This is a genomic window from Paenibacillus sambharensis (assembly GCF_003233845.1).
GTDB classification, from domain to species: Bacteria; Bacillota; Bacilli; order Paenibacillales; family Paenibacillaceae; genus Paenibacillus_I; species Paenibacillus_I sambharensis.
This window is the reverse complement of the sequence record NZ_QKRB01000051.1, coordinates 128,814-154,225: the sequence shown is the minus strand read 5'-3', so window position 1 is coordinate 154,225 and position 25,412 is coordinate 128,814. Positions and strand designations below refer to the sequence as shown.

24 protein-coding genes and 5 tRNA genes are annotated in these 25,412 nt (G+C 54.4%); 22 read left to right on the top strand and 7 right to left on the bottom strand.

Annotated elements, in window-relative coordinates:
• Nucleotides 1-75: 75 nt before the first annotated feature.
• Nucleotides 76-567: a hypothetical protein gene (locus DNH61_RS17095; RefSeq protein WP_111147890.1), complete on the top strand. Its 492-nt coding sequence runs from the start codon at nt 76-78 to the stop codon at nt 565-567.
• A 239-nt stretch (nt 568-806) separates the two neighbouring features.
• Here the strand turns inward: DNH61_RS17095 and DNH61_RS17090 are convergent, their stop codons facing one another.
• The gene (locus DNH61_RS17090) at nt 807-1,043 is read right to left on the bottom strand and encodes a DUF1128 domain-containing protein (protein WP_111147889.1); all 237 of its coding nucleotides are present in this window, start codon (nt 1,041-1,043) and stop codon (nt 807-809) included.
• A 190-nt stretch (nt 1,044-1,233) separates the two neighbouring features.
• Between DNH61_RS17090 and yyaC the strand changes: the two genes are divergently transcribed.
• The 9 genes from yyaC (at nt 1,234) to DNH61_RS17045 (ending at nt 11,248) form a co-directional block, all read left to right on the top strand.
• Complete coding sequence (gene yyaC, locus DNH61_RS17085; protein ID WP_245948220.1) at nt 1,234-1,791, top strand: spore protease YyaC; 558 nt, start codon at nt 1,234-1,236, stop codon at nt 1,789-1,791.
• 5 nt (nt 1,792-1,796) lie between these two features.
• The gene (locus DNH61_RS17080) at nt 1,797-2,633 is read left to right on the top strand and encodes an alpha/beta fold hydrolase (RefSeq protein ID WP_111147887.1); all 837 of its coding nucleotides are present in this window, start codon (nt 1,797-1,799) and stop codon (nt 2,631-2,633) included.
• Between the two features lie 31 nt (nt 2,634-2,664).
• Entirely contained in the window at nt 2,665-3,330 is a 666-nt protein-coding gene (locus DNH61_RS17075) for a DUF6483 family protein (protein ID WP_111147886.1), read from the top strand.
• 16 nt (nt 3,331-3,346) lie between these two features.
• On the top strand, nt 3,347-4,498 hold the full coding sequence (locus DNH61_RS17070) for a class I SAM-dependent methyltransferase (RefSeq protein ID WP_245948219.1): 1,152 nt from the start codon (nt 3,347-3,349) through the stop codon (nt 4,496-4,498).
• A 123-nt stretch (nt 4,499-4,621) separates the two neighbouring features.
• The gene (locus DNH61_RS17065) at nt 4,622-6,298 is read left to right on the top strand and encodes a diguanylate cyclase (protein ID WP_245948218.1); all 1,677 of its coding nucleotides are present in this window, start codon (nt 4,622-4,624) and stop codon (nt 6,296-6,298) included.
• Nucleotides 6,299-6,319: 21 nt separating this feature from the next.
• Nucleotides 6,320-7,012: a GGDEF domain-containing protein gene (locus tag DNH61_RS17060; RefSeq protein WP_111147884.1), complete on the top strand. Its 693-nt coding sequence runs from the start codon at nt 6,320-6,322 to the stop codon at nt 7,010-7,012.
• A gap of 35 nt (nt 7,013-7,047) precedes the next feature.
• A complete protein-coding gene (locus DNH61_RS17055; RefSeq protein WP_111147883.1) occupies nt 7,048-8,130 on the top strand; it encodes an HD-GYP domain-containing protein in 1,083 nt (360 codons plus the stop codon).
• 228 nt (nt 8,131-8,358) lie between these two features.
• Nucleotides 8,359-10,752: an O-antigen ligase family protein gene (locus DNH61_RS17050; protein WP_111147882.1), complete on the top strand. Its 2,394-nt coding sequence runs from the start codon at nt 8,359-8,361 to the stop codon at nt 10,750-10,752.
• Between the two features lie 136 nt (nt 10,753-10,888).
• Nucleotides 10,889-11,248 carry a hypothetical protein gene (locus tag DNH61_RS17045; protein WP_111147881.1) on the top strand — a complete coding sequence of 120 codons (360 nt, stop codon included), beginning with the start codon at nt 10,889-10,891 and terminating at the stop codon, nt 11,246-11,248.
• Nucleotides 11,249-11,384: 136 nt separating this feature from the next.
• Here DNH61_RS17045 and DNH61_RS17040 read toward each other — a convergent pair whose 3' ends face one another.
• Both DNH61_RS17040 and DNH61_RS17035 read right to left on the bottom strand, forming a co-directional pair.
• Nucleotides 11,385-11,696, bottom strand: a complete 312-nt coding sequence (locus tag DNH61_RS17040; protein WP_111147880.1) for a dehydrogenase — start codon at nt 11,694-11,696, stop codon at nt 11,385-11,387.
• A gap of 57 nt (nt 11,697-11,753) precedes the next feature.
• A complete protein-coding gene (locus tag DNH61_RS17035; protein WP_111147879.1) occupies nt 11,754-12,200 on the bottom strand; it encodes a cupredoxin domain-containing protein in 447 nt (148 codons plus the stop codon).
• 161 nt (nt 12,201-12,361) lie between these two features.
• Between DNH61_RS17035 and uptA the strand changes: the two genes are divergently transcribed.
• The 6 genes from uptA to DNH61_RS17005 all read left to right on the top strand — a co-directional run bounded on the left by uptA (nt 12,362) and on the right by DNH61_RS17005 (nt 18,129).
• Nucleotides 12,362-12,970, top strand: a complete 609-nt coding sequence (uptA, locus tag DNH61_RS17030; protein WP_111147878.1) for an undecaprenyl phosphate transporter UptA — start codon at nt 12,362-12,364, stop codon at nt 12,968-12,970.
• A 161-nt stretch (nt 12,971-13,131) separates the two neighbouring features.
• Nucleotides 13,132-13,689 (top strand): thioredoxin family protein, encoded by a 558-nt coding sequence (locus tag DNH61_RS17025; RefSeq protein ID WP_181438760.1) that lies wholly within the window; start codon nt 13,132-13,134, stop codon nt 13,687-13,689.
• A gap of 4 nt (nt 13,690-13,693) precedes the next feature.
• Nucleotides 13,694-14,341: an MBL fold metallo-hydrolase gene (locus DNH61_RS17020; protein ID WP_111147876.1), complete on the top strand. Its 648-nt coding sequence runs from the start codon at nt 13,694-13,696 to the stop codon at nt 14,339-14,341.
• A gap of 96 nt (nt 14,342-14,437) precedes the next feature.
• Nucleotides 14,438-16,696, top strand: a complete 2,259-nt coding sequence (locus tag DNH61_RS17015) for a Tex family protein (RefSeq protein WP_281272416.1) — start codon at nt 14,438-14,440, stop codon at nt 16,694-16,696.
• Between the two features lie 140 nt (nt 16,697-16,836).
• Complete coding sequence (locus DNH61_RS17010; RefSeq protein WP_111147874.1) at nt 16,837-17,274, top strand: Rrf2 family transcriptional regulator; 438 nt, start codon at nt 16,837-16,839, stop codon at nt 17,272-17,274.
• A 210-nt stretch (nt 17,275-17,484) separates the two neighbouring features.
• Nucleotides 17,485-18,129 carry a nitroreductase family protein gene (locus tag DNH61_RS17005; protein WP_111147873.1) on the top strand — a complete coding sequence of 215 codons (645 nt, stop codon included), beginning with the start codon at nt 17,485-17,487 and terminating at the stop codon, nt 18,127-18,129.
• Between the two features lie 114 nt (nt 18,130-18,243).
• Here the strand turns inward: DNH61_RS17005 and cmpA are convergent, their stop codons facing one another.
• Nucleotides 18,244-18,384 carry a cortex morphogenetic protein CmpA gene (cmpA, locus tag DNH61_RS17000; RefSeq protein WP_111147872.1) on the bottom strand — a complete coding sequence of 47 codons (141 nt, stop codon included), beginning with the start codon at nt 18,382-18,384 and terminating at the stop codon, nt 18,244-18,246.
• 192 nt (nt 18,385-18,576) lie between these two features.
• Nucleotides 18,577-18,930, bottom strand: a complete 354-nt coding sequence (locus DNH61_RS16995; protein WP_111147871.1) for a hydrolase/acyltransferase — start codon at nt 18,928-18,930, stop codon at nt 18,577-18,579.
• 160 nt (nt 18,931-19,090) lie between these two features.
• On the opposite strand from DNH61_RS16995, the gene DNH61_RS16990 reads away from it, so the two are divergent.
• The 6 genes from DNH61_RS16990 to DNH61_RS16965 all read left to right on the top strand — a co-directional run bounded on the left by DNH61_RS16990 (nt 19,091) and on the right by DNH61_RS16965 (nt 20,280).
• A complete protein-coding gene (locus tag DNH61_RS16990) occupies nt 19,091-19,570 on the top strand; it encodes a SprT family protein (RefSeq protein ID WP_111147984.1) in 480 nt (159 codons plus the stop codon).
• Nucleotides 19,571-19,614: 44 nt separating this feature from the next.
• Nucleotides 19,615-19,690 (top strand) — tRNA-Asn (locus DNH61_RS16985).
• 5 nt (nt 19,691-19,695) lie between these two features.
• Nucleotides 19,696-19,786, top strand: a tRNA-Ser gene (locus tag DNH61_RS16980).
• Between the two features lie 185 nt (nt 19,787-19,971).
• Nucleotides 19,972-20,046 (top strand) — tRNA-Glu (locus tag DNH61_RS16975).
• Nucleotides 20,047-20,062: 16 nt separating this feature from the next.
• Nucleotides 20,063-20,138: transfer RNA gene (locus tag DNH61_RS16970), tRNA-Lys, on the top strand.
• Nucleotides 20,139-20,194: 56 nt separating this feature from the next.
• Nucleotides 20,195-20,280, top strand: a tRNA-Leu gene (locus tag DNH61_RS16965).
• Nucleotides 20,281-20,866: 586 nt separating this feature from the next.
• Here DNH61_RS16965 and DNH61_RS16960 read toward each other — a convergent pair.
• A complete protein-coding gene (locus DNH61_RS16960) occupies nt 20,867-23,023 on the bottom strand; it encodes an alpha-amylase family glycosyl hydrolase (protein ID WP_425452270.1) in 2,157 nt (718 codons plus the stop codon).
• Between the two features lie 325 nt (nt 23,024-23,348).
• Nucleotides 23,349-25,154, bottom strand: a complete 1,806-nt coding sequence (locus tag DNH61_RS16955; RefSeq protein WP_111147869.1) for an alpha-glycosidase — start codon at nt 25,152-25,154, stop codon at nt 23,349-23,351.
• Nucleotides 25,155-25,412 lie beyond the last annotated feature (258 nt).

Here is a 25,412-nt window from a genome sequence, read left to right as displayed (position 1 = left end):
CCGAATTATTTGGAAGGATTTTTAAATTAATAATCGAACAATACTATATACAAATGTTTAGAAAGGATGATCACATTGGCAACGCCAATTATGGCATTGGATGATTTTTTGAAGCTGTCTGCCGACGAGCAGGTCGAGCAGCTGAAACGGTACAAGGTGGATTACAATCTGAAGGACATTCGCGAGGCATGGGGATTTAAGCACTCCGCCCAGTATTACATGCTTCTTAAGAAGCTGCGGATATATGATCGTGTCGTAAACAAATCGGACAAGTTCTACCCCGATCAGCTGCTTGGCGACCGGGGCGCTGACCAGCGCAGTGTGGTGGCTCTGCCTGTATCCGAGCCGGCCAAACCGCGTGAGGACCATTTTGCCTACGAGCTCAATATTACCCTGCAGGGCGATGAGGTGGCAGGCAAGCTCGAGCGTATCGCCCAGTTCCTCAAGGGCGAGCAGAAGCGGGTATCCGTTAAGCTGCTGCTCGAGGTGCAGGAGCAGCGTGAAGAAGAATCCGGCGAGAAGGAAGCGGCAGCCGGATCAGCATCCGAAGAAGAGCAGGCTCAGTAGTCCGCTAGGCCCCTATCCAAATGATGCTTCTGTGCGAAGTAAGCATCAGCTTAGGGGTCTTGCCCTTGGGCTGACGCCCTGCAGGCTCGTCAGTCTAAGTAAGCGGCATTGAATCACAGGAAACAAAAACGTCCGGCCGGGAACAGGGGTTCCCGGCCGGACGTTGTCATTTTCTGCTGAGGGTGGGCAGAAAATGAGACAATTCCTCTTGGTTGTCCTCTTGCTTGCTCTGCTCCTGCTTAAGACGGGCTGCTCGAGCGGAGCTTGCCAAGCTCGGATACAAGCGCTTCAACCTCGCTGATGCTGAATTTGTCTTTGCTGGCTACAACCTCGTACAGATCCTTGATGTCTTCGTAGTGGTCCAGGCTGAAGTTGGAGGCCTGCATGGCCGCCCCCGAAGCCATCCTCAGCTTGTTCTTGATAACTTCGATCATATATTTTACATTTTCTTGCGATGGCTGGCTCAAATCCGGCATTGCTGATCACCCTTCCCTTATTCCGATACCTGCCCTGCTTTCGAGCGTATTGTACCATGAATGCACTCGCGTGACAAAAAATTGAACAGGGATGGTGTTATCCGATACAATAGAGCTACGAAGCTTTAAACAAGGTGATGTCTGCTGCCAAGTGTTGGCTGTAAGGCGGTGTGGGGAGAGGATTGCAGCCGTGAAGCATAAACCGCAGAACCCGGAAGGCTGTGCCCAGTCTGTCCGGTCAGTAGTTAATACAGACGGATTGGCTGGGTTCTTCCGTGCCGTTGCTGCAGAGCATCCGGATCCGCTGGCAATATGCATGGTTTGTATCGGTACGGACCGCTCAACGGGAGATGCTTACGGCCCGCTGGTAGGTACTTACTTGACAGAGTATGGATGGCCATCGGTTATCGGTACCCTGAAGGAACCCTGCGATGCTGTCAGGCTGCAGTCGGCGGGGCATTCCCTGCCGGAGGGCAAGCTGGTAATTGCTATAGACGCTTGTCTCGGCAAACCGGATTCAGTCGGCTCTTATGTGGTTGGTGCCGGCCCGCTGCGGCCTGCGGAGGCGGTCGGCAGACCATTCGTCGAGATTGGAGACTACAGTGTAGCCGGAGTGGTGAACCGGATGGGGATCAAGCCTTACTGGATCCTGCAGGGCACCTCCCTGCACCTTGTCATGGAGATGGCCAGACAGACGGCGGCTGTTATCCGGCAAGCCTGGACGCCTGAATATACTGGAAAGGGATGAACGGAATGAACGAACCGATTACAATTGCCAACCGTGAGGCCAGCTGGTCCGGCGGTAAGACAGCATACTGGATACAGGGAGAGAAGAAGTCCTCTGATGAGCCTGTTGTCCTTCTTCTGCATGGTTATTGCGGCAGCTCCGCTTACTGGAAGGATGTGCTGCCGCTGCTAGAACCATCGGTTAAGGTAATTGCACCGGATTTCCGGGGGCATGGCTCCTCGTCAGCGCCGGAGGAAGAGGTGTATACGATGGAAGCACTGGCAGATGATATATCGGGTCTGCTGGCTGAAGCTGGAGAGAAGCAGGCCGTCATAATCGGTCATTCGCTCGGCGGCTATGCGGCATTGGCCTTTGCCGAGCGGCATCCGGATATGCTGCATGCACTGGGGCTGGTTCATTCAACGCCTCTGCCCGATACGGCAGAAGGAAGAGAAAAGCGGGATAAAGCAGCAGAGACGATCCGTACAGAAGGTGTGGAAGCATTCGTAGAGAGCCTGGTCCCGAAGCTGTTTGCCCCTTCTCATCTGGCTGGGATGGCTGATCGTGTCGAGCAGGCCAAAGCGATTGGCAAAGGTACAGACCGTCATGCGGCGGCGGCATGCGCGCTAGGCATGAAGGAGCGCCCTGACCGTACGGAAGTGCTGCGCGGGCTGGATAAGCCAGTCCTTCTGCTTGCCGGAGATGAGGATCAAGTGATCGGCAGAGAGAAGACCTTCGTAGCTGAGGGTTCAAATATCGAGCAGGTGCTGCTGCAGGGCAGCGGCCACATGAGCATGGCTGAACAGCCGGTTCAACTGGCCGCGAAGCTAAATGCATTCATCAGCCGGGCGATCGGCCGTTGACAGGTCATATTAGGCCGAAGGAGGCAGCGGGATGTTTCAGAGAGATTATTTTATGCGCATGATCGAGCAGGTCGGTGAAGCCGTTGGCCAGGTCATGGGCCTGCGTCAGCGCAAGGAGCATCTAGAAGCAATGAAAGTCATTGATGACCTCTTTGAACGGCATCTCCGTCTTCAGCCGCGGCTTATTCATGCCCTGTCGGATAAGGATATAACGGATTTGCTCACGACCAACGGCGTTGTGGATAGCGCTGCGCTTGAGGCCATAGCGCTGCTGCTGAGACAATTGGGCGAAATCCATGATGAACAGGGGCAGGAGACAGAGGGTTATGCGCGATATGTCAAATCACTCGCGCTGAATCTCCGGCTGCTGCTCTATGGAGCAGACCCGGTAGTCTCGGAGCCGCGCCGGGAGGCGGAACTGCTGCTGGACAGGCTCAAGGCTTATGAACTGCCTGCAGCCGTTAAGAAGCTGCTCGCATCCTGGCATGAAGCGGAAGGGCGTTACGCAGAAGCGGAGAATATTATGCACGAGCTTCTGGAGGACAGGGAACTTGAGGCCGGTGATGCCTCGAATTTCTATAGAAGGCTTATGCTGAAGGAAGACGCAGAGCTGTCAGCCGGCGGACTTCCGCGCGATGAGCTCGAACAAGGAATCGAACAACTGGAGAAATGGAGCGTGCGGGGCCTTAATGGATAACTGGCGGGAACAGATAATGGGTTGGATGAAGGAAGCGGCTGTTATTCAGGCAACGCTGAGCCAGCTTCGCGTGAAGAGCACGGGTGCGCCATCCAAGGTGATGATGAGGCCGGTTGTCGTAAAGGGTGAGACGGTCTATCAGCTGGAGCACCACAAGGACAACAAGGCCATTCATGAGAACTTGAAGCTGGAGGATGCCGCTGTCAGGGTCACGGATTTAATGGAACATACCTATCGGCAGGCTCTGATTAAGACGGAGGAAGCAGACGTGCAGCTGCTGTTCAGCAAGAAAGGGAAGGCGACCATGCTTCGCAAGCCGCCTACTGCTGCGGGTAAAGGGAGCCTGTCGCATAACAGGGAGAAGAACCGCATCATTGCCGAAGGAGAAGCGGCGCCGTTCCTGGTCGAGCTCGGGATCATGACGAAGGATGGCAGAGTTCATGCTCAGAAACAGGACAAGTTCAGACAGATCAACCGGTTTCTTGAGATGGTTGCGGATGTGCTGGATGCCCTGCCGAAGAACAAGGAACTGACTGTCGTTGATTTTGGCTGCGGTAAATCTTATTTAACCTTTGCCCTGTATCATCTGCTCGTAATCCAGGAGAAGCTTCCTGTCCGCATTATCGGCCTGGACTTGAAGAAGGATGTCATCGCCTTTTGCTCAGATCTGGCGGCTAAGCTTGGCTATGACAAGCTGCAGTTTCTGCATGGGGATATCGCCGAATACAGCGGTCTGGACCAAGCGGACATGGTCGTCACGCTGCATGCCTGCGACACGGCGACTGATGCCGCTCTTGCGAAGGCAGTCCGCTGGGACGCGTCTGTCATTCTCTCGGTGCCCTGCTGCCAGCATGAACTGTTCGGGCAGGTTGACAACAGCATGCTGTCGCCGCTTCTGTATCACGGCATTCTGAAGGAACGCTTTGCCTCGCTTGCAACTGACGCAGTACGGAGCCACCTGCTCCAGGTCATTGGCTACAAGGTTCAGCTGCTGGAGTTCATTGATATGGAGCATACGCCCAAGAATATATTGATCCGGGCGACCAAAGCGGGGTCTGGCATGCAGCAGACAGAAAAGTGGAAGGAATATCTGCAGTTTCGCGATGGGTTAAGCCTTTCTCCCTACCTGGAAAAAGAGCTTGGAGACCGTCTCCCTCCATCGAATTAGGTCAATAGATATACAAACCGGTCATGGGGAGGAAAATTATACCGATATTCAATTGTCTACTAAATCCTGTTTATGCTAAGATAGGATAGAATAACTATAATCGAACTAGATCGGGTGAACCATTTGAACGGTATCATGTGGTTGGACTTCTGCCTGTTTGTGCTTCTGCTGGGATTGTTCTTCTTCGTTTTTGTAAGCAGTGCCATAACCCGTATCCACAAGGTGTATCTGCTCTTTCACTCGCAGATTATGCTGTGGCCGCTGTGCAAATTCGGGGTTTCAACAACGACCGATCCGGTTCTTCAGATGCTCTATATCAAACTTGCCTACATCAGTCTTTCCCTGCTCGGCTTGGGATGGCTGGTGTTTGCCCTGTTTCTGACTGGACAATCCTACAAGCTGGACCGCAGGCTGCGGCTAGTTCTTGGGACGGCCACTTCCCTGACCGTTCTGGCAGCAGTCTTTAATCCGGACGGTCTGTTCGTGTCACCCAGACAGGGCAATTATGTGGAGCATGACGTGGGACCGCTGTTCTGGCTGCTGGTCGGCATGCTGCTCGTATATGGCGCTGTCTCCCTGAAGCTGATGGTCAGTACACTGCGGGCTAAAGCCGCTCCTGCGCATAGGAAGCAGATTCGTATGGCGCTTAGCGGCATGCTGGTCTTCTCGCTGTTCGCAGTGGCCGATTTAATGTTCAATGTTATCTTGGTCGAGAATTACCCGCTTGTTCCGGGTCTAACCTCGGTGGGTATGACGGCTGCGGCTGTCTATCTGGTTATCGCCATACATAAGTACCGAATATTTGATCTGGTCCGGATTGCTCAGCTAAACGTGCTGGACAGCATGTCTATGGGAGTAGCGGTTCTGGATGAGCATGAGATTGTATTGGAAGCCAACAAGGCGCTCCGGCGCTATTTTCACATCCGCACGGGAGACCGGTTCAAGGTCGAGAGTATCCTTGCCTCACAAGAGGATGTAAGTACGGCGGAGCTCTTCCTTGCCAATATCCGTTCCGCCTCTTTGCACCCTGTTCAGCAGGAAATTGCCTGCCGGTCTGCGGAGGGACTGCGTTACTTCTCCATGCGCTGCGAGCCGGTTCTGGACCGGTGGATGGTGATTGGGCGGGTGCTTACATTCCAGGATGTTACGGAATACAGGGAGCTTATGATGGCATCTGCCGAGCAGAACAAGGTACTGGTGGAACGCAACAACGAGCTCACTGTTATCCAGCAGGAGCTGTTTGCAGCTAACCAGAAGCTGGAGCATCTGGCGGTCACGGACGGGCTGACGGGCTGCTACAACCGCCGGTATCTGATGCAGCAGCTGGAGCATGAGATGATTGCCAATGCCCGTTACCGGATTCCCTTTGCCATCTTCTTGTTTGATATCGATCTGTTTAAATCCATTAACGACACTTATGGACATCTTGTAGGAGATGAAGTGATCAAGAGTACGGCAGAGGCTGTAAAAAAATCACTCCGGCGAACCGATATCTTAGCCAGATACGGTGGTGAGGAATTTACGGTTTACCTGCCGCACACAACGATGGAGCAGGCGGTTATGCTGGCCGAGCGCGTGAAGGCCGCTGTGGCGTCCAACCTGATTCATACCGGACCGGGGAGTGAGCCTGTAACCATCACGATCAGTATGGGCGTGCTGGCTGCGCATCATGAGCAGCCTGTCCGTATAGAAGATCCGAAACAGTATTTGAAGGAAATGTTCCATAAAGTGGATATGGCTTTGTACGAGGCCAAGAAGAGGGGCCGCAACCGGATTGTTTCGGTGGAGCCTGCCTCATAACAAGCGGTTGGGAGTGCATCTATGGACAAGAAAGGAAGGATTGCCGGAATACTCTATGCGCTGGCCAGCAGTCTCGTTGCGCCTGCTCTGATCCTCTGGATGGATGATCGATTTGATACGGCTCCCAAGGGGCTGATGGCTGCCGCCGTGCTTCTGTCCGTATCCGTTCCTGCAGGTTGGTATCTTGGTTTACGATATGATAGACTGGAACGGCAGTCTTGCTTGGATGAATTAACAGGGGTCTTCAACAGGAGATTCATTATCCGAACGGTACCAGTTCTCCTCCGGCAGGCAGCTGATAAGCGTAAACGTATATCGGTATCTGTCATCGATTTGAACGGCTTCAAGACTATTAATGATACATATGGCCACGCTGCGGGCGATCAGCTGCTGTGCAGGGTGTCAGAGGTGCTGGCAGGCATTGCAGCCAAGGGCGAGATCGTAGCTCGCTGGGGCGGAGACGAATTCATTGTGGTTTGTCCCTACGGGAGCGGCAGTCCGGCAGCGACTCTGCACCGTGGCATCGAGGAAAGCTTGCACAAGCTGTCCCTCCAGTCTGGCTTCAAGGTAACGGCAGCCATTGGCACGTCGGTATTTCCTGAGGACGGGGAGTCGCTCCATGAACTAATAGCAGCAGCCGACGGACGTATGTATCGATGCAAGCGGGAACGGGACGGGCTGATGCATGAGGCGCAGCTCATACGACAAGCATAACTTGCGGCTTTCAAGACAGCAAAGGCGGGGAATACATGAGAAGAGTTCATATTAGTGCAGTCTCGCCTGGCGATAAGCTGGCAAGACCCATTTTGAGAGAAAACGGCAACGTGCTTCTTGGCAGCGGTGTCGAGCTCAGCAGCAGATTCATACAGCGGCTTGAGACGATGGGCATTGATATTGTATATATTGAAGACAAGCATACCGAGGATATCATACCTGAGGAAGTCATCCGCGATGAAACGAGAAAGAATGCGGTTGATTCCATATATAAGACAGTGAACACCCTGATGGAGCAGCCGACGACGCGGGGAAGAGCGGTCGCACCCGAGATGGGCCGCACGTTCCGTAATGTGTTTGGCCAGATTATTCAGGACCTGCTCAGCCGAAAGGACGTCATGATTAACTTGACGAGCATTCACGTAACGGATGCATACCTGTTCAATCATTCGGTCAATGTGGCGATCCTGGCGGGCATTATGGGAATAGCCAAGGGTTATAACCGCAATCAGATTGAAGAGCTGGGAATTGGCGCTCTCCTGTTTGATATCGGCATGACGAAGGTGCCGCAGGAGCTCTTGTCGAAGAACACGCCGCTGACGCTCGAAGAGCGGGCTGTTGTGGAGCGGCATACAGTGGACGGGTTCGATATGCTCCGTACCCATCATGATATCTCGCTTCTGTCTGCCCACTGTGCTCTGCAGCACCATGAGCGCTACGACGGGACGGGATACCCAAGAGGGCTGAAAGGGGAAGAAATCCACGAATATGCACAGATTGTTGCCATAGCCGATGTCTATGATGCCCTGACCTCGCCGAGGACGTACCGGAACCGGTACACACCTTCGGAAGCGATCGAATATTTGTTTGCTGCGGGCAATTCGTATTTTAATCTGGAGTTGATCCGGTTGTTCTGCCGTCATATCTCCATTTATCCGGTGGCAACGACGGTGCTGCTCAACACCGGACAGGTTGGGGTTGTATCGGCCAACAATCCGCTGGCCGTTCATCGTCCGACCGTGCGGATTCTCCGTGAAGCGGATGGAACGCCGGCCGCGTCGCCGTATGAGATTGACTTGAAGGACGATCTGCAGATGATGATCGTGAAGGAGCTTTAGAAGATGAGTCAGCTAACCCTGTAATGGGAGCTGAAGCGAACGGAAGATAGAAGAGCGGCTGCTGCGAGCGGGAGCAGAGGCAGCATGCTTCAATGGGAGACTGATTGCAGGTCAATAAGACCAGGCAGCGGTCTCCTTTGTTATGTCCGGGCAATGGGGGTAAAATAGTAAGAGATCTGGTAAAGATGGAAAAATTAAATGACTGATGATCGTGATAGCGGTTAGGCGATGAATAAGGGGCAGGTGACAAAGCCGGGCAAGAAGGAAGGGAGGAAGCTGAAGATGACGGACGGTCTGCAGCAGCGCAGGATACATGCCAATCCAACAGAGTCGGCAGATGAGCGGCAGGATAGCCGCCTGCCCGGAGCAATCGCTGAACGGAAGGCAAGCCCGCTGCAGGAGATTGTGCCGGCGGTTCTGGCCGCCATTGTGCTGATTACAGCCGCCTGGAGAAGCGGGATGTATTTCGATACGGCTTACTATCGCTGGGAGCTTGCTGTTATTGTGGCTTCTCTGCTGCTGGGCCTCCCCCGTCTTACTAGATGTCTGCCGGACCGAATGCTGCCCGGGTTAAGAACTGGCCAGCACACCACGGGGCTGACAGATGCGCACATAAGCTGGCTGCTAGTCGTGCTTCCGCTGATGGCGGCGGGGCTGTACGGAATTTCGCTTGCCGCAGGGTCTGTCTCGGTGCTCGGCTCCATTCACGGGCTAGTCCGCTGGTGCAGCTTGGGGGCATTCGCGATGCTCCTGCTTGCTGTACAACCCGAGTCGCGGAATCAGTCGCTGCTGGCTGTGCTGCAGGGGACAGCAGCCTGGATAGCAGCTGGCTCGCTAGCCGGCTGGATCGGGCTTGTTCATTACCCTGGAATGGTGCTGCTCAGTGACAACGCAGAGATGTCGGCACTTGGAGCAAGGCTTGCCGGCTTCTTCGAATATCCTAACATGTTGGGGGCAGTCGCGGGATCGCTGCTGCTTATCCAGCTGCTCCTGCTGGCGTCGTCAGGAAGCGCGCGGGAGACTATACTGCCCGGAACGCTTGCCGTCTGGCTGGTCATGGTGCTGCTCCTAACCGAGTCAAGAGGGGCGTGGATTGCAGTCCTGCTCTGCTGGCTGGCAGGACTAGTATGGGCGGGGAAAGGGAGGCGGCTTCAGTGGCTGATGTATTCAGGCTGGACGGCACTGGGCGGGGCTGCCGGCGCACGTCTGCTGGTTCCTGCAGCCGTGCGCCATACGAAGGCAAGCGGCGAGACGGGGGAATTCCAGGGCGGGTTGATCCTGACGGGAGATATATTGTCTGACTTGCTGCTGCTGTTCTGCCTGACAGTGTTATTCTGCGGTGGCTGCTTGCTGCTTGCTTCCATACTGAACAGGCAGCGGGGCAGTTTGTCGAGCGAGAGACGTCCACCGGTATGGACGACGCTCCTCGGCAGCGGCGTCCTGGGCGCCGCTGCCTGGTTGCTGCTGCCGGAAAGCTTGACCGGCAGGCTGGAGGGACATGGCGCCACGGCAAGCGCAAGGGGGATGCTGTACAGGGATGGCCTGGAGCTCGCTCAGGGTGCGCCTTGGCTGGGATACGGCGGAGATGCCTGGCAGGCGCTGTTTCAAGCCCACCAGGACTTTCCCTATGTTGGAGCAGAGGTGCACAGCGGCTATATCAGTCTGCTGCTTGATATCGGCGCTGCCGGACTTCTGGCGGTGGCTGCATATATCGTGATGCTTCTGCTGCCCGTCTGGCGGCATAACCGCCAGGGGCTTGCACCGCTGCTGGTGCTGGTGCTTCATGCGGCAGTCGATTTTGATATGTCCTACGGCTTCTACTGGCTCCTGCTGCTCACAATGGGGCTCTGCCTGGGCACAGCTGTCCCGGCAGAAACGGGCGCAGCGCGAGCCGGTGTGCAGGCTGCGCATGCCGTGCCGCCGGCGGCTTCCGTACGCCGGCGGGGCAGCGCAGCTGCAACAGGGCGGCTGCGCGCCCGCCCTGCCTGGAGCGTGGCGGCGCTGTGCATCGCCGCCACGCTTGCAGCCGCCGCCATAACGGCCTGGCGGCTGGACACAGCCCGCGCGGCGCGAGACGCCGCCGCCGCGGCTGAGGGCGCAGCGCGCGCTGATGCGCTGCGCGCTGCGCTTGCGGCGAATCCCGCGTGGACGCGGATTCGCCTGGAGCTGGCGCCGCTCGCCCCTGCGGGCGAGCGAGCGGCGCTGCTGGCGGGCGGACTGCGCTATGAGCCGCAGTCTGCTCCGCTGCTGTGGGAGCTCGGCCGCACACACGCCGAGCTCGGAGAAGCAGCGCAAGCCGCCGCTTATATGCGGCTTGCGCTGCAGCGCGACCGCTTCGACAAGGCGAAGCAGACGGAGGCGGTCGCGCTGCTGGCGGGCTTGGCGGACAGGCTGCAGGCCGCCGGCCGCTGGGACAGCGCACGCCGCACGGCTGAGGCGGCGCTGCGCAGCTATGCCGGCTACGAGGCGCTCGTCCGGCAGCTTCGGGAATCGCGGTCACGGGTGAACGACCGTGATTTTGCGATGACAGAGGAAGCGTCTGAAGCGGCCCGCCGCTGCCGGCAGCTGCTTCACCGGCTGCCGGCAGGCGAAGCTTCCGAGCCCGGAGCCAACCGCAAGTAACGTATTATCGGCATCTGCTTGTCCCAGGTCTTGGCCTGCCCTGCAATCTGGTCGAACGGCCGGGGTACTCCTGTCCGTGTCTCTTCTTTTCGCAGATGCATAATCTGGAAGAGATAACGAGAGGAGTGTGACAGCAGTGGCAGTGAAACGTGTTAAACCAAAACGGTTAACAAGCAAAGGCGGCAGGGTGGTCAGACGCAGAGCCGTAGCAAGCACAGTAGTCCCCGTTATAGGGCCGACATTCAGACGTCTTACTGTTTCCTGGGTGCAGCAGAACGGGGTGCCGTTTGACACAACCGGCTTCTTTGCCCGTCTGTACCAAGGCAGCCGGATTGTCCAGACTGCGGCCTTTGACCGTTTCGGCGTCGTTCGCTTCAGCCGTGTACCGACCTTGACGGACGTGCCTTATACAATCCGTGTTATTGATGAGAACGGCGTTCAGTACCGCCAGCGCACGATCCCGGCTGGCGTTCAGACTTATGCGATAATCGGCTAACCGTTTTCTGAATGCGCAGCAGACATTATATGCTCAACAAGCTGTACTCGTTCCGCCCCAGCAGGCGGGAACAAGTACAGCTTTTTTTGGTATGGTGTCCAGCCTAACCATTCCAGCTCACAGAACAGGCCCTGTCTCAGCCGCCGAAGGAAGCCCGGAAGGCCTGCTCCAGCCTGGCGGCATCCACTTCCCAGAGCTCGGCAATCTCAGGGCACACCTGCTCCGCCCACCAGTCAGCCAGCTCCTTGCGGTTGCTCTGGCGTTCGGAGATCCAGATGAGATTTCCAATCACCTTCTTATAGTACAGCTTCTCTGCAGCCTCCAGCTTATCCGGCGCGATCCAGATTTTGAGCCTTTTGGCGGTGCGGTACAGCTCCATGCTGCATGTCCGGCGGATTTTACGGGCCGTCGGATAACCGGCGTTATGCTTGCCTTGCGGATTGTTCATGTTCGTCAGCCCTCCTCTACCCCATATGTATGCGCCAGGGCAGAGGGAGGGCACAGTTTAGATAACGGTCAAATAGGCTACCATCGGACTGCTCTGATGCTCGCTGGTATGCGTGAGGCATAGAATGGGGTAAGAGCCCTTCTTGTCGGCAGTGAACGTAACGGTCGTCGTTTGTCCCTTCAGCACCTCGCCGCGAATGCCCAGCCCTTCGATGATGAACGGATGACTCTCGCCTTTAAGGCCGGTTATTTCCAGCCTGACCTGCTCGCCTTGATGAACAACCAGTGTTCCGGGATCCCAGCGGTAAACATCGACTTCCTTGCCGTGCGGGTCTGTACTCTTGACCTCTTCTGTTACCAGATGGAATACCTTTTCGCCAGCCGGGACAGAGTTGGCGGCTTCCGACTGGTCCCAGCGCAGGTAAGCGGCGGCAAGCACAACGGCGATCGCGAGCACGGCGGCCAGACGGATTTGTTTGCGGCTGACAACCAATATTTTGGACATGAACAACACCTCGGTTTCATAGAATCTACAGCAGGCTTGGACAGAGCCATCTACAGCAATTTATGCGGAGGCCTCCCGTCATATGCCTGCGGCCTGATGTTAACGGCGGGAGGGCGGGTCCTTTTTATTGAACAATGAATTGAATCGGGGGTATGAGAGTCATGGATTGGCTGTCAGATTTGATCGGGCTGCTGCTGCAGTGGATACAGAGCCTTGGTTATTTGGGCATTCTCATTGGGCTGGCCGTGGAAGTCATTCCAAGTGAGATTGTGCTGGGCTATGGCGGCTTCCTTGTTTCCCGGCAGGAGCTTACATTCATGGGGGCGGTTGTCATCGGAACGCTAGGGGCCGTGCTGCAGCAGTGGATTCTGTATGGCATTGGCCGGTTCGGCGGTAGGCCGTTCCTTGACCGGTTCGGCAAATATATCAAGATCAAGCCGAAGCACATGGATATTGCCGAGCAGTGGTTTCAGAAATATGGCGCGGGCATCGTCTTTACCGCCAGATTCGTGCCGGTCATGCGGCAGGTAATCTCCATTCCAGCCGGGATCACGAGAATGAACCTGTGGCTGTTTACCCTGCTGACACTGCTGGCCTCCATTCCATGGACAATCCTGTTCGTCTATCTTGGCATGAAGCTTGGCGCGGAGTGGGAAACCATTCATGAAAAGGCCGCTCCATACATCCAGCCGGCTGTACTGCTCGGTCTTGGCACGCTGATCGTCTATTTTATCTGGAAGCAGGTAGAAGGGCGCAGCCGGTCTTTATAATCGTTTATATATCTTCTATAGCTTCGGGCAGGATCGCCAAACCATGCCGGCACGGTCAACCGCCCGCCGTTTCGGACGGTTTGAGGGCCTGCCTTATCTTTGCTACAATATGGGTAGCAATTGCATTCGATAATAGAAAGCAGGGATGATTCGTGGCAAAAATGATAGCGGACAAGCTGAATAAGGGTATCAGCCCGCAGCGGTTCATGGATGATATGATGAAGAACAAGGATACCTTCCATTCACTCTATAACGAGTTTGAGTGGCCGAATGAGGATGACAAGGAATTTTTCGAATCGCTGAACAACCGGGACGACCTGCGCTGTCTGATCTTGATGGCGGATTGGTGCGGCGATGTCGTGAAGAATATTCCGGTTGTATTCAGAGCGCTCGAGATCAGCGGCATTCCGACGGAGGTGCTGATCAAGGAAGAGCATCCCGATACGATGCAGCAGTTCCTGACCATGGGCGGTGAAGCGGTGCCGATCGTGATTTTTGCCGATACCGGCGGTGCCGTTCTGGGACAATGGGGGCCTCGCCCGCGCCATGTTCAGGAAGTCATGACAGCGTTCAAGCAGGCGAACCCTGACCGTGAGGCGGCGGATTACCAGGACAAGCTTGCGGCAGCCCGCGAGGAAATGGGACGGAGGTACGGGGAAGGCACCGGCTACCAGGCGGTTATCATTCAAGAGCTGCGTGACCTGATCGCCCGGTTATAAGGCCATGAAACTTCATATTGAAACCTTTACGCTGGGCCCCTTGCAGACGAACGCCTACCTGCTTAAAGATGACGCTTCCGGCCGTGCGCTGGTCATTGACCCGGGGATGAACCCCGGATCGCTGCTGCGCTATATCGAGTCGAGAGAGCTGAAGATCGAAGCAATTCTTTTGACGCATGCGCATTTTGACCATATGGGCGGGGTCGAGGAGGTCCGCCAGGCAGCAGCCTGCCCAGTATACCTCCATGATCTGGAAGCTGACTGGCTGACAGATCCGCGCAAGAACGGTTCGGCCAGATGGCCGGATGTCACGGTGCCTCTGACAGCGGAGCCGGCGGAATATTCCCTGGCGGACGGCCAGGTTATCGAGCTGATCGGACATTCCTTCAAGGTGATGCATACGCCGGGCCATTCGCCGGGAAGCGTCAGCTTCCTGTGCGGCAGCGACCTGTTCTCCGGTGATGTGCTGTTCCGCCAGTCGGTGGGACGGACAGACCTGCCCGGCGGACGGGAGGCGGACTTGTTCCATTCTATTCAGAACAGGCTCTACACGCTGGACTTCGACGTCCGGGTTTATCCGGGTCATGGACCGAAGACAACGATCGGCTTTGAGATGGCAAACAATCCGTATGTGCGGCCGCTGCAGCGCTGACGGCTATAAGCAGTTATATAATGTGTAAAAAGCTTGATACGGCTGACATGCTTGGCCGTTTCTTTTTTATTAGATGATTGAGGATGGTGCATGTACGTGACGGAACCGAAAGCGGCCACACAGGCAGAGGAACAGGCCGGTACGGGCAAGGGAGGGCTTACTGCAGCCCAGCAGGCGGAAGAACGCCAGCGGATCGAGAAGCAGGTAAGCAGCGAGCTTGGCATCCCGGCATCGAAGGTGAAGGCGGCTGTCGGCCTGCTGGATGAAGGCAATACAATTCCGTTCATTGCCCGTTACCGCAAGGAGATGACAGGCGAGCTGGATGAGAACGACCTGCGGGCCATTGAAGAACGCCTGCAGTACCTGCGCAATCTGGAGGATCGCAAGCGCGAAGTCATCCGGCTCATTGATGAGCAGGGCAAGCTTACGGATGAGCTCAGCGGGGCAATTATCCAGGCCGCGAAGCTCCAGGAGGTTGAGGATCTGTACCGGCCCTACCGGCAGAAGCGCAAGACACGCGCAAGCGTTGCGAAGGAGAAGGGGCTTGAGCCGCTGGCACAGTGGATCACTGCCCAGCCGAAGCAGGGGGACCCGCTTCAAGAGGCGGCTCGTTATGTGAACGAGGCCAAGGGCGTTGCCACAGCAGAGGAAGCGCTGCAGGGAGCAATGGATATCATTGCCGAGAATATAGCCGATGATCCGAAGATTCGCGCATGGGTGCGCCGTTTCACGCATGATCAGGGACTGCTTCATACCAATGTGAAGAATCCTGAGCAGGAGTCCGTGTACGAGATGTATTACAGCTACCAGGAGCCTGTGCGCAAGCTGCCTCCGCATCGTATTCTGGCTATCAACCGGGCGGAGAGGGAGGATGTGCTTCGTGTAACGCTTGAGGTTCCCGCCGACAGAATCCATGAGTATATCGGCCGCCAGGTGCTCCGGGGCAGCCAGCCGACCCCGTCACGGTCTGTGATGCTGACCGTCATTGAAGATGCGTACAAGCGGCTGATTGCGCCTTCCATTGAACGTGAGGTGCGCGGGGAGCTTACCGATAAGGCGGAGGAGCATGCGATAACGATCTTCTCCGCTAATCTGCGCAACCTTCTGCTTCAGCCTCCGGTGAAGGGGCAGGTGGTGCTGGGCGTGGACCCTGCCTTCCGGACCGGCTGCAAGCTTGCGGTCGTGGATGATACCGGCAAGCTGCTGGAAGTAGCCGTTACGTACCCGACTGCTCCGCATAACAAGGTGGAGGAAGCAGGCCGGATTATCAACGGGCTGATTGACAAGTACAACGTGCAGCTGATTGTTATCGGCAACGGAACGGCTTCCCGTGAGACCGAGCAGTTCATTGCCGACCTGATCGCGGGCAGATCGAAGGCTGGCAAAGCGGGAAACGATGCGCTCAAATATATAATTGTCAGCGAGGCAGGGGCGAGTGTCTATTCTGCGTCCAAGCTCGCAGCCGAAGAATTCCCTTCGCTGGATGTAGCGGAGCGGAGTGCGGTATCGATTGCACGGCGCCTTCAGGACCCGCTCGCCGAGCTGGTGAAGATTGAGCCAAAGGCGATTGGTGTGGGGCAGTACCAGCATGACGTCAGCCAGAAGCGGCTGGAAGAAAGTCTGGGCGGCGTGGTCGAATCGGCGGTTAACCATGTCGGCGTAGATGTGAATACAGCATCGCCTTCGCTGCTCTCTTATGTAGCGGGCGTGAATGCAACAATAGCTCGCAATATTGTGAAGTTCCGCGAGGAGAACGGTAAATTCACCGACCGGAAGCAGCTGCAGAAGGTTCCTCGTCTTGGTGCGAAGTCGTTCGAGCAGTGCATCGGCTTCCTCCGGATCAGCGGCGGACGCAACCCGCTTGACCGGACGCCGATTCACCCCGAGTCCTATACGGTGGTCGACAAGCTGTTCAAGGAGCTGCGCTTGGAGCTGGCGATGCTTGGGACAGCCGAGCTTAACAGCCGGCTGGAGCAGGTGGACCCGGAGGCAGTGGCGCCTCAGCTTGGCGTAGGGGTACCGACACTGCGCGATATACTGGACAGCCTGCGCCGTCCGGGGCGGGATCCTCGTGAGGAGCTGCCGCCGCCGATTTTCCATACGGACGTTCTCAAGCTGGAGGATTTGAAGCCGGGTATGGAGCTGCAAGGAACGGTCCGCAACGTGATTGATTTCGGTGCCTTCGTGGATATCGGGGTCAAGAATGACGGGCTCGTCCATATTTCCCAGCTGAGTGACCGTTTCGTCAAGCATCCGATGGACGTTGTATCTGTAGGCGATAACGTCACCGTCTGGGTTATGAGCGTGGATTTGAAGCGGGGGCGTGTCAGCCTTACCATGCGCAAGCCCGATTAACCGGCAGGCTGTTTAAGAGGAAGATGGGCTGTGAGGCTTGTCTGGAAAAGTCCACCTTTCCTCTTGATAGCCATGTACGTTTCACGGTACAATTTTGTGATAAAGGTTCAGCCTACAGGATGACAGAGGAGGGAGAGTAGATGAGGACAGACAGATGTGCCAACCCGTCTCCCAGTCAAAAATGGTTCGGGCTTTCGCTGCAAGCGCTGGTCGTCTTGTCCAGGCAGGAAGGGATAAGCCCAAGCTGTGATATTGCCCGCAGGCTGCAATCCGAGGCGACTCTGCTGCGCAAGATTATGGCTAAGCTTGCCAAGGAGAACATCCTGGAGACAAGAGAAGGCAGGGATGGCGGATACAAGCTGAAGAAACGCGCCGAAGACCTGACGCTGGCTGAGGTATACAGGGCGCTCGAGATGGAAGAGGCGGTATGCAGCGGCATGCGTTTAACGGCAGGCGATCATCCCTTAGGCGAGAAGCTGGAATCTGCCTTTAACGATATCAAGGATGAGCTGGACCGTAAGGTACTGGAAGTGCTCGGCAATTACACGATCGCAGATTTGGCAGCTAAGATGGAATAGACGATGACGGCTGGCTGTCCAGCACTGCCGGCAAGAGAGATTTGGGCGGAAGAGCGGCATAAGAGAGTTTGACAAAATTGGTCTGCCCGCCTTATACTGTGCATAGAATATTACAGTTATAAAGACAGCAGCCTGAACGACAGGCGATATTTTTTTAGATTTAACTGAGCAAATTATCACACATTAAAGAATGATTTGGAGGAGTTAACCATGTCCGTAGAACAATTGAAGCAGGTTGAAGCATTTTCGGAGGTTATCCGGGAGCGCCGTTCAGTTCGCAGCTATGATCCTTCCTACCGCATGACACGTGAGGAAATTAGGGAGCTGCTGGATGATGCCATTCTGGCACCATCCTCATCGAACCTTCAGCCGTGGCGTTTTCTGGTCATCGAACAGCAGGACTTGAAGGAGAAGCTTCTGCCGATCGCCCACAACCAGCAGCAGGTAGTAGATGCGGCTGCGGTTATTGCCGTGCTGGGAGATGTTGAAGCTTATAAGAATGCCGATAAGATTTACAGCCGCGCTGTTGAAGCAGGCTATATGCCGGAGGATGTGAAGAACAACTTCGTGCCGCGCCTTGAGCAGATGTATGGCGGTCTGCCGAAGGAAGCCGCAAGAGGCATAGCCTTGATTGACGGCGGCCTGATTTCCATGCAGCTGATGCTTGCTGCCAAAGCAAGAGGGCTCGATACGGTACCAATGGGCGGTTATAATGCAGAGCAGTTTGTGAAGGAGTTTGCAGTGCCGGAAACCTATGTGCCGGTCATGCTGATTGCCGTTGGCAAAGCAGCTGCTCCAGGACGCCCTACCAGCAGACTGTCGGTTGATGAAGTAACGACCTGGAATACATTCTAATCATACAGCAGAAAGCCAACAGGCTGCCCGGGTATCGCCGCATGACGGTACCCGGGCAGCCTGTTGGGCGTTGCCGTGTCCAAGAATTCGTATAGGGAAGATTGCCTGCATTTCTTATGGCATGGAAATATGCTGCTCTTCATCCGGCTGCGGCTTGGTGCGGTAGAAGAACCAGCAGTCGTTCAGCAGCCGGATTTGCCGCTGATCCTTCTTTTGAAATGCGCGCATCAATTGATTGCAAAGCCATTGCGGCATATTGATCGTCCTCCTCCGGTATCTTGATGTATTATAAGCATATGGAAGTAGGCGATTGGCCGTGCAGGTCCCGTGCAACCTTGCATGCGCGGAAGCGGTTAGCCAACTATGTATGCTTACAGTAATCAGCAAAATCTGGTTCTTTTTGCATGAAATCACTCTATGCCACATTGTTAACCGTTCAGAGGTCAGTTAAAACTCCATTTCTTCCTCATACCACTGCTCGAGCTGGGCCTGCAGAGCCCGTATTTCCGTAAGCAGCGAGATAAGCGGGTAGGAGTGCTCCTTGATACCTGCAAACTGCCGTTCGAGCTCGTTCATGTAATCAAGACCGCCGGTTACCGGAAGTGACTTGTTATGCAGTTCAAGCTCGGCGCATTCTGCAACAGCGTAAGGCAGGACGGGCACATTGGCGGCTGTCAGCTTGTCCAGCTCCTTGTGAAGCCGCAGGTTCAGCGCGCTCAGCTGGTAAGCATGGGAGGCCGGCATCTCGACGAACGACAGACCGGAATCCGATTGCATAATGATGTATCTCATGGTAGGCATATTGGCTTAAGAGCTCCCCTCGTTATGTATGAAATTCGGACGTGAAACCTACTTGACAGTTTAGCTTATGAGCCCTTATAAATTCAAGTATCGACAGTATAATCATCAGGAGGAACAGATCGTTGAATGAATTGGTTTATAGAAGGGAATATCTAAGATGATGACGGACGAGCACTTGCAGGCATGGGTGGAGAAAATATCGCTCGACAGCTTTGGCATGCCGTTTCGCCATCGGGCCACTTTCAACCGGCGGCTGAAGGCAACCGGAGGGCGGTATTTCATGAAGTCGCATAACATCGAGATCAGTCCGCATCAGCTGGAGAATTACGGGACGGAAGAGACCGAGAAGATTATCAAGCATGAGCTCTGCCATTATCATCTCCATCTGCTCGGCAGAGGATACCGCCACAGGGATTCCGATTTCAAGCTGCTGCTCGCCAAGGTAGGGGGAAGCCGCTTCTGCAAGTCACTTCCCGAGCGGCTGCAGCGCAAGCCGGCGCCCTACAAATATATGCTGAAATGCACCAGCTGCGGCATGGAATATATGCGCAGAAGGCGCATGAACCCGAGCAAATACAGATGCGGGAAATGTGCCGGGAAATTAATTTTAAAAGGGCTTGACTCCAAAAACGAAACGTGATAAATTATTACTTGTCACTTCGACGAAACATAAATTTTTAACGTTCCCTGATAGCTCAGTTGGTAGAGCACTCGACTGTTAATCGAGTTGTCACAGGTTCGAGTCCTGTTCGGGGAGCCATTCATGGAGAGATACCCAAGTGGCTCAAGGGGACCCTCTGCTAAGGGGTTAGACTGCGCAAGTGGTGCGAGGGTTCGAATCCCTCTCTCTCCGCCATAGTTTAGTAAGGCACGAGAAGGGCCGATTGAAACGGTCTTTTTTATTTGCCTGATTCATCCGGGTTTCGACAGGAAACGACAGGATGGGCGGACATCAGAAAAAAAGTTATTGCAATCATTAAACGGATCTGGTACAATAGTTTCTGTTGTCACGCTAAACTGCTTGAGTTAAGCAAGACTTGTGGCCCGTTGGTCAAGGGGTTAAGACACCTCCCTTTCACGGAGGTAACAGGGGTTCGAATCCCCTACGGGTCACCACCTTATTATTAAGCAAGAGCCATTAGCTCAGTTGGTAGAGCACCTGACTTTTAATCAGGGTGTCGAAGGTTCGAGTCCTTCATGGCTCACCACTGTTTCACTCCTCAGAAACAGCGGCATATGTTAATAGTAAGCGAATATTATACGTGCGGTAGTGGTGGAATGGCAGACACGCTATCTTGAGGGGGTAGTGGGCGTATGCCCGTGGAGGTTCGAGTCCTCTCTACCGCACCATACATAACTAACCAGTCCTATGCGATGCGCATAGGACTTTTTTTGACATATAGGAAAGTATAAATTTTTGGGGTCATCGGTGATGACTCTATTGTTGTGTTTTGCTAGGCTAAGTGTAGGGAGAACAATATTCTTAAATAAATCCTGTTTGCTTAAAATGGGCATTGAGATAATCTAACAGAACTCAGCGACCTTATCTCAGTGCATACGGGTCGCCTCAGCGGGTAACGGAACTCAGCGCTGCTATTCAGTCCATTTCAAGGGGATCTTTAATGATAAAGGGAAATTAAAGCCTCTGAGTTCCGTTACCATTTAAAAATGACTCTAATTCAATGGATAGCGCTTCTCAGTTCCGTAAAGACCTGCCTGCATGAAGCTGGTATGTATGATATCTCTTATTTCGTCCCTCCGTCACCATATGCAGCCCCTCCACCAAACTGTGCAGCAATTGACAAGCGTAACGATCGGTTCACTTAAATTAAATAATAATGCCGCCTCGATACATAAAAGTATCCAAGCGGCATGTGCTTCATATCCGTTAGCTTGAGAATAGTCTATAGGATCTGAATCTTATCATCTGCAGAGCCTAAGGCTGCCAGTTCACATTAACAGTGGCGACACCGTTCGCCGGTGAAGTGAAGGTGTGATTGTCGCCGCCTTCCCAGACGACGGCCTTGCCGTTTTTCTTGATGAATTTGAACTGAAGAGGCGTGCCTGCCGGGACGCTGACATCATAATACCAGGTTGGGTACTTGGTCACCACTTGGTTGAACAACGGACCGACTGCCTTGGCAGCTTCCCAGTTGCCCAGCTCAGCGACATTCCCAACAAGGTAAAGATTCTCGCCAAGGTTCGTGGTCGCATTGTTCACGATGAAGCGGACAGTGACCTGGCTGTTGGTCAGAATATTGAAGTTATTGTAGCTGTTGCTGTCAGCTGAGGCAGCGTTCCGTACTTTAACAGCGTACTTGCCAGCCGCGATAGCTGGAACGATCGCCTTAATCTGTGTATCTTCCCAAGCTACAATATTGCTGCCGGTCACAGCCGTGGTGCCGAAATACACAGTACCCTTGGTTGCACCGAAGCCGCGTCCGTCAATCGTAACCGTGCTACCGGCTTTACCGAGATCCGGACCAACATTGCCGATTACCGGGGTCGTCTGGTTCGCTGTGTACTGCCACACGCCTACGCCACCTGCCGGGAGGTTGAATGCCGATACACTGCCGCTGCTGCCTACCGTAATATCGCTGCCGTTCAGTGTACCGCCCAGAACATCGGTATAGGTGCCGCCAGGAAGCGATGTTGTCAGCCCGGAGATGGAAGCGGCAGCGGTGGCACTGCGGTTAATGGCTACCAGAGCAACACTGCTGCCGAATTTGCGCTCATACACGTAAGTATCATTGTTAATCCAGCGCTGCTCTGTCGTTCCGTAAGCAATGGCCGGATTCGATTTGCGCAGCGTCGCTAGTTTCTTGATCACATTAAACGCCGTTGTCGATCTCGAGAACGAATTCATCATGGCTCGGTTGCCCGGATCGCCATTGCCGGCCAGATACTGCTCAGTGCCGTAATAGATCGCCGGTACGCCACGGGATGTCAGGGTGAAAGCCAGTGCCTGCTCCAAACGGCGGTTGTTGCTGCCTAGGCTGAAACGGTCCATATCATGGTTGTCGATGAATGTCACCTGATCATTAACCTGTGTGTAGTCAGCGGCCGTGCTGGCTAACATGGCATCCAGGCCATACATATTGTCAGTATTGTCTCTGAATACCTGCCGCACCTTCTGACCGAAACGGAAATCAAGCAGGCTCATGCCGGATTCGTTGGCGAAAGCAACATTGTTTGGATCATTCTCTCCTGCGCCAAGGTACCACTCTCCGAAGGTGAAGACCGGCTTGTAGTTGTAGATGTAGGACATCCAGCTCTTCTGCCAGCCGAAAGGCATATGCTTGACTGCGTCTACGCGGATGCCGTCAATGCCCATATCCAGCCACAGCTTGATGGCATCCTTGAAATAGGTGTCAATGGTGTTGTTGTTATGGTTTATGTCGGCAAGGTCAAACAGGTTGCGGTAGATGCCGTCCTCCAGAGTGGAGAAATCGGTACCGCCATTGTGGAGGAAGAGGCCTGCCGTATCATTCGTATAGCCGCCCAGCAGGCTGCCGTTATCATACAAGCGGCCATTCTCTGCGAAGCTTGGCTGTTTATCATCAGCGGGGGACGTGTGATTAGGCGCGAAGTCGATAATAATCTTGATGCCTTTGGCATGAGCTGCGTCGACCAGGTTTTGGAAGTCCGTCATGCTGCCGAAGGCAGGGTTGGTCTTCTTGAAATCACGTGCCCAGTAGCCGTGGTAGGAGGTACTGTTGACGCCGGCATAATTAATAACGGCATAAATGTTCTCGACCGGCTGCGAGATCCACAGTGCAGTGATGCCAAGGTCTGTAAAGTAATTGTCGTTAATCTTGTTCATAATTCCCTGCCAGTCGCCACCGCAGTAGAGCTTAAGGCTTGTACAGCCGGGAGAATAAGCCGCTCCTGTCGGATTGTTCGCCGGATTGCCGTCTACGAAGCGGTCGGTGGCAATCTGGTAGATGACATCGGTCGAGTAACCGATTTTGTTGCTGACGGACGTATCAGGAGCGGCGCTGACAGTAGTCGCCAGCGGGATGGCAGGTGTAAGAAGACCAGTAACTAGGCTGGCGCTCAAGACGAACGAAGCCAGAAATTTTTTGGAGGACACGGTCAAGTTATAGACCACCTTTCAAAATTTGGATTTCACAGAGGTGAACAGTGACAAGTATGATGATGTTCATGCTGCTTATTTTACTTCGCAAGCGTTTGCAATTAAGCGCTTAAGCGCTTTCGCGAATTCCTCCTTTCACAGGGCCAAACGCAAAATAACCCCGGATATCTCTTGGATAGAGATTCCGGGGTTGTTTTCAAGCTGCTTTCGCAGCCGGAAAATGCAGTTGCCCTCAGATTGTGGTTTAGACGATCTGTAATTGCTCTCCTGCTGCTGTTTTGCCCCCTGTTACGGTGGACATGGGTTACTTGCTATTGCGCTTTCATTTTAGAATCGGCTGGTCGATATTGTCAACCAATTTTTTCCCGGAATGGGTATCCGCCGCTTTGAGAATGGCCCAGCCATAGGCTTCGAGCGGTATATGCAGCACTTCATCTGATGCTTCCAGGAGCTCTTGTTCCCCTGTCTGGTGCTGCCATCTCTGGCTGTCTGTTACGGGTACCTGCACGATTACCGCCTGATCCTGATTGTTCAGAACAATCAGATAGCGCTCCTCATCCGCCTGTCTTTCGTAGGCGAGAATGTGGTCGTGATCCGCAATGCTTATGAAACGGATCGAACCGTCCCGCAGGGCGGGAGACAAACGGCGCAGACGAATCATGTCACGGAAAAAGCTGAACAGCTCCTGGTTCTGCTGTGCAGGGTCCCATATCATACACTTGCGGTTGTCCGGGTCATGGTTGCCGTCCATCCCGATTTCATCCCCGTAGTAGATGCATGGGGTACCGGGATATGTCAGCTGGAATAAAGTAGCCAGCTTAACCCGTTCGACAGAGCCTTCGCACAGCGACAGCAAGCGGTCTGTGTCATGGCTGCCAAGCAGGTTGAATGCGACCTCGTTGACTGGCTTGGGATAGTTCGCGAGCTGGGTTGTAATCGCATCGGCAAACTGCCCGGCATCTGTCTTCTTGTGAGCGAAGAACTGCAGCAGAATGTTCGTGAACGGATAATTCATAACGGCATCGAATTGATCACCAAGCAGCCAGGGCAGAGAGTCGTGCATAATTTCGCCGACGATATACGCCTCTGGATTAGCTTCCTTGACGACCTTGCGGAATTCACGCCAGAACTGATGGTCCACCTCGTTCGCTACATCGAGCCTCCAGCCGTCGATGCCGATTTCCGTCAGCCAGTAGCTGGCCACCTTGAGCAGGTATGCTTTTACTTCAGGGTGCTCTGTGTTCAGCTTGGGCATGATTGGCTCAAAGCCGAACGTGTCGTAGGTTGTGCCATCCTCCTTCACGGCAAGCGGCCATTCCCGGACATGGAACCAGCCTGCATAAGGGGAGGCTTCTCCCTTCTCCTGCACATCCACGAAAGGCGGAAACGTATGGCCGCAGTGATTGAACACGGCATCAAGCATAACCCGAATTCCCTTGCTGTGACAGGCATCTACTAGTTCTTTCAGCTTGTCGTTGGTGCCAAGATAAGGGTCGACACGCAGATAATCCTTGGTATCATACCGGTGGTTTGTGGTCGCTTCGAACAGCGGATTGAAGTAGATCGCGTTGATTCCCAAGTCATGCAGATAATCAAGGTGGTCGATAACGCCCTGCAGATCACCGCCAAAGAAGTTCTTGGGTGTAGGTGTTCCGCCCCAGGGCTCTACCGCAGGAGGATTGATGGACGGGTCCCCACAGGCGAACCGGTCAGGAAAGATTTGATAGAAGATGGCTTCTTTGGCCCAGACAGGCGGCTTGAATACGTCTGCCGGATTGATAAAGGGGAAATCAAACAGCCCTTCGTAAGAAACCGATGGTGCTTCCGTCTGAAAGCCCTTTTCCAGCAGATAAACGCTCTCTGTTCCAGCATGCAGGCCAAAAAAGTAGACCAGCCTGCGGTAGGGCGGCTGCACAGCTGCTTCCCAGTAATCGAACAGGCGGTCAGAGCCCCACTTGACCATGGGCTTGACAGAATTGGTTTTGTCCCAGCCGTATTTGTCGCCGTAGAAGAGATCGACCCGATCGACATCATCCCTGCGGGTTCGAAGGCGGATGTGCAGGGTTCGATCATCCAGTGCATAAGACCAGTTGAGCTTGGGACGGTGATAAATGGCTTCCAGTTGCATACTAATTCATCTCCTTGGCAGGTCAATAAAACGCAAAAAGGGCCCAACCTCACTTGAAAACGAGGTTGAACCCGAGAGTTTCATTGCCTTTGAATTTCCCACAGCATAGCACAGGTGGCTGGAAATGTTCAATACCCGCCAGATGAAGTGAAATGAAGTAAGATGGAGTAATTTGGCATAATTCTTAGAATAAGGCGCTTTCACTGCCGAAAACAGGAAAATTACTTGTTTGCAAACGTTTTTATGCTCGGTTAAGAT

Bases quoted from the DNA above. Each gene is read 5' to 3' on its own strand.
- DNH61_RS17090 (WP_111147889.1), bottom strand. From the start codon at position 1,043: ATGCCGGATTTGAGCCAGCCATCGCAAGAAAATGTAAAATATATGATC.
- DNH61_RS17080 (WP_111147887.1), top strand. From the start codon at position 1,797: ATGAACGAACCGATTACAATTGCCAACCGTGAGGCCAGCTGGTCCGGC.
- DNH61_RS17075 (WP_111147886.1), top strand. From the start codon at position 2,665: ATGTTTCAGAGAGATTATTTTATGCGCATGATCGAGCAGGTCGGTGAA.
- DNH61_RS17070 (WP_245948219.1), top strand. From the start codon at position 3,347: ATGGGTTGGATGAAGGAAGCGGCTGTTATTCAGGCAACGCTGAGCCAG.
- DNH61_RS17060 (WP_111147884.1), top strand. From the start codon at position 6,320: ATGGACAAGAAAGGAAGGATTGCCGGAATACTCTATGCGCTGGCCAGC.
- DNH61_RS17055 (WP_111147883.1), top strand. From the start codon at position 7,048: ATGAGAAGAGTTCATATTAGTGCAGTCTCGCCTGGCGATAAGCTGGCA.
- DNH61_RS17050 (WP_111147882.1), top strand. From the start codon at position 8,359: ATGAATAAGGGGCAGGTGACAAAGCCGGGCAAGAAGGAAGGGAGGAAG.
- DNH61_RS17040 (WP_111147880.1), bottom strand. From the start codon at position 11,696: ATGAACAATCCGCAAGGCAAGCATAACGCCGGTTATCCGACGGCCCGT.
- DNH61_RS17035 (WP_111147879.1), bottom strand. From the start codon at position 12,200: ATGTCCAAAATATTGGTTGTCAGCCGCAAACAAATCCGTCTGGCCGCC.
- uptA (WP_111147878.1), top strand. From the start codon at position 12,362: ATGGATTGGCTGTCAGATTTGATCGGGCTGCTGCTGCAGTGGATACAG.
- DNH61_RS17025 (WP_181438760.1), top strand. From the start codon at position 13,132: ATGATAGCGGACAAGCTGAATAAGGGTATCAGCCCGCAGCGGTTCATG.
- DNH61_RS17020 (WP_111147876.1), top strand. From the start codon at position 13,694: ATGAAACTTCATATTGAAACCTTTACGCTGGGCCCCTTGCAGACGAAC.
- DNH61_RS17010 (WP_111147874.1), top strand. From the start codon at position 16,837: ATGAGGACAGACAGATGTGCCAACCCGTCTCCCAGTCAAAAATGGTTC.
- DNH61_RS17005 (WP_111147873.1), top strand. From the start codon at position 17,485: ATGTCCGTAGAACAATTGAAGCAGGTTGAAGCATTTTCGGAGGTTATC.
- cmpA (WP_111147872.1), bottom strand. From the start codon at position 18,384: ATGCCGCAATGGCTTTGCAATCAATTGATGCGCGCATTTCAAAAGAAG.
- DNH61_RS16995 (WP_111147871.1), bottom strand. From the start codon at position 18,930: ATGCCTACCATGAGATACATCATTATGCAATCGGATTCCGGTCTGTCG.
- DNH61_RS16990 (WP_111147984.1), top strand. From the start codon at position 19,091: ATGACGGACGAGCACTTGCAGGCATGGGTGGAGAAAATATCGCTCGAC.
- DNH61_RS16955 (WP_111147869.1), bottom strand. From the start codon at position 25,154: ATGCAACTGGAAGCCATTTATCACCGTCCCAAGCTCAACTGGTCTTAT.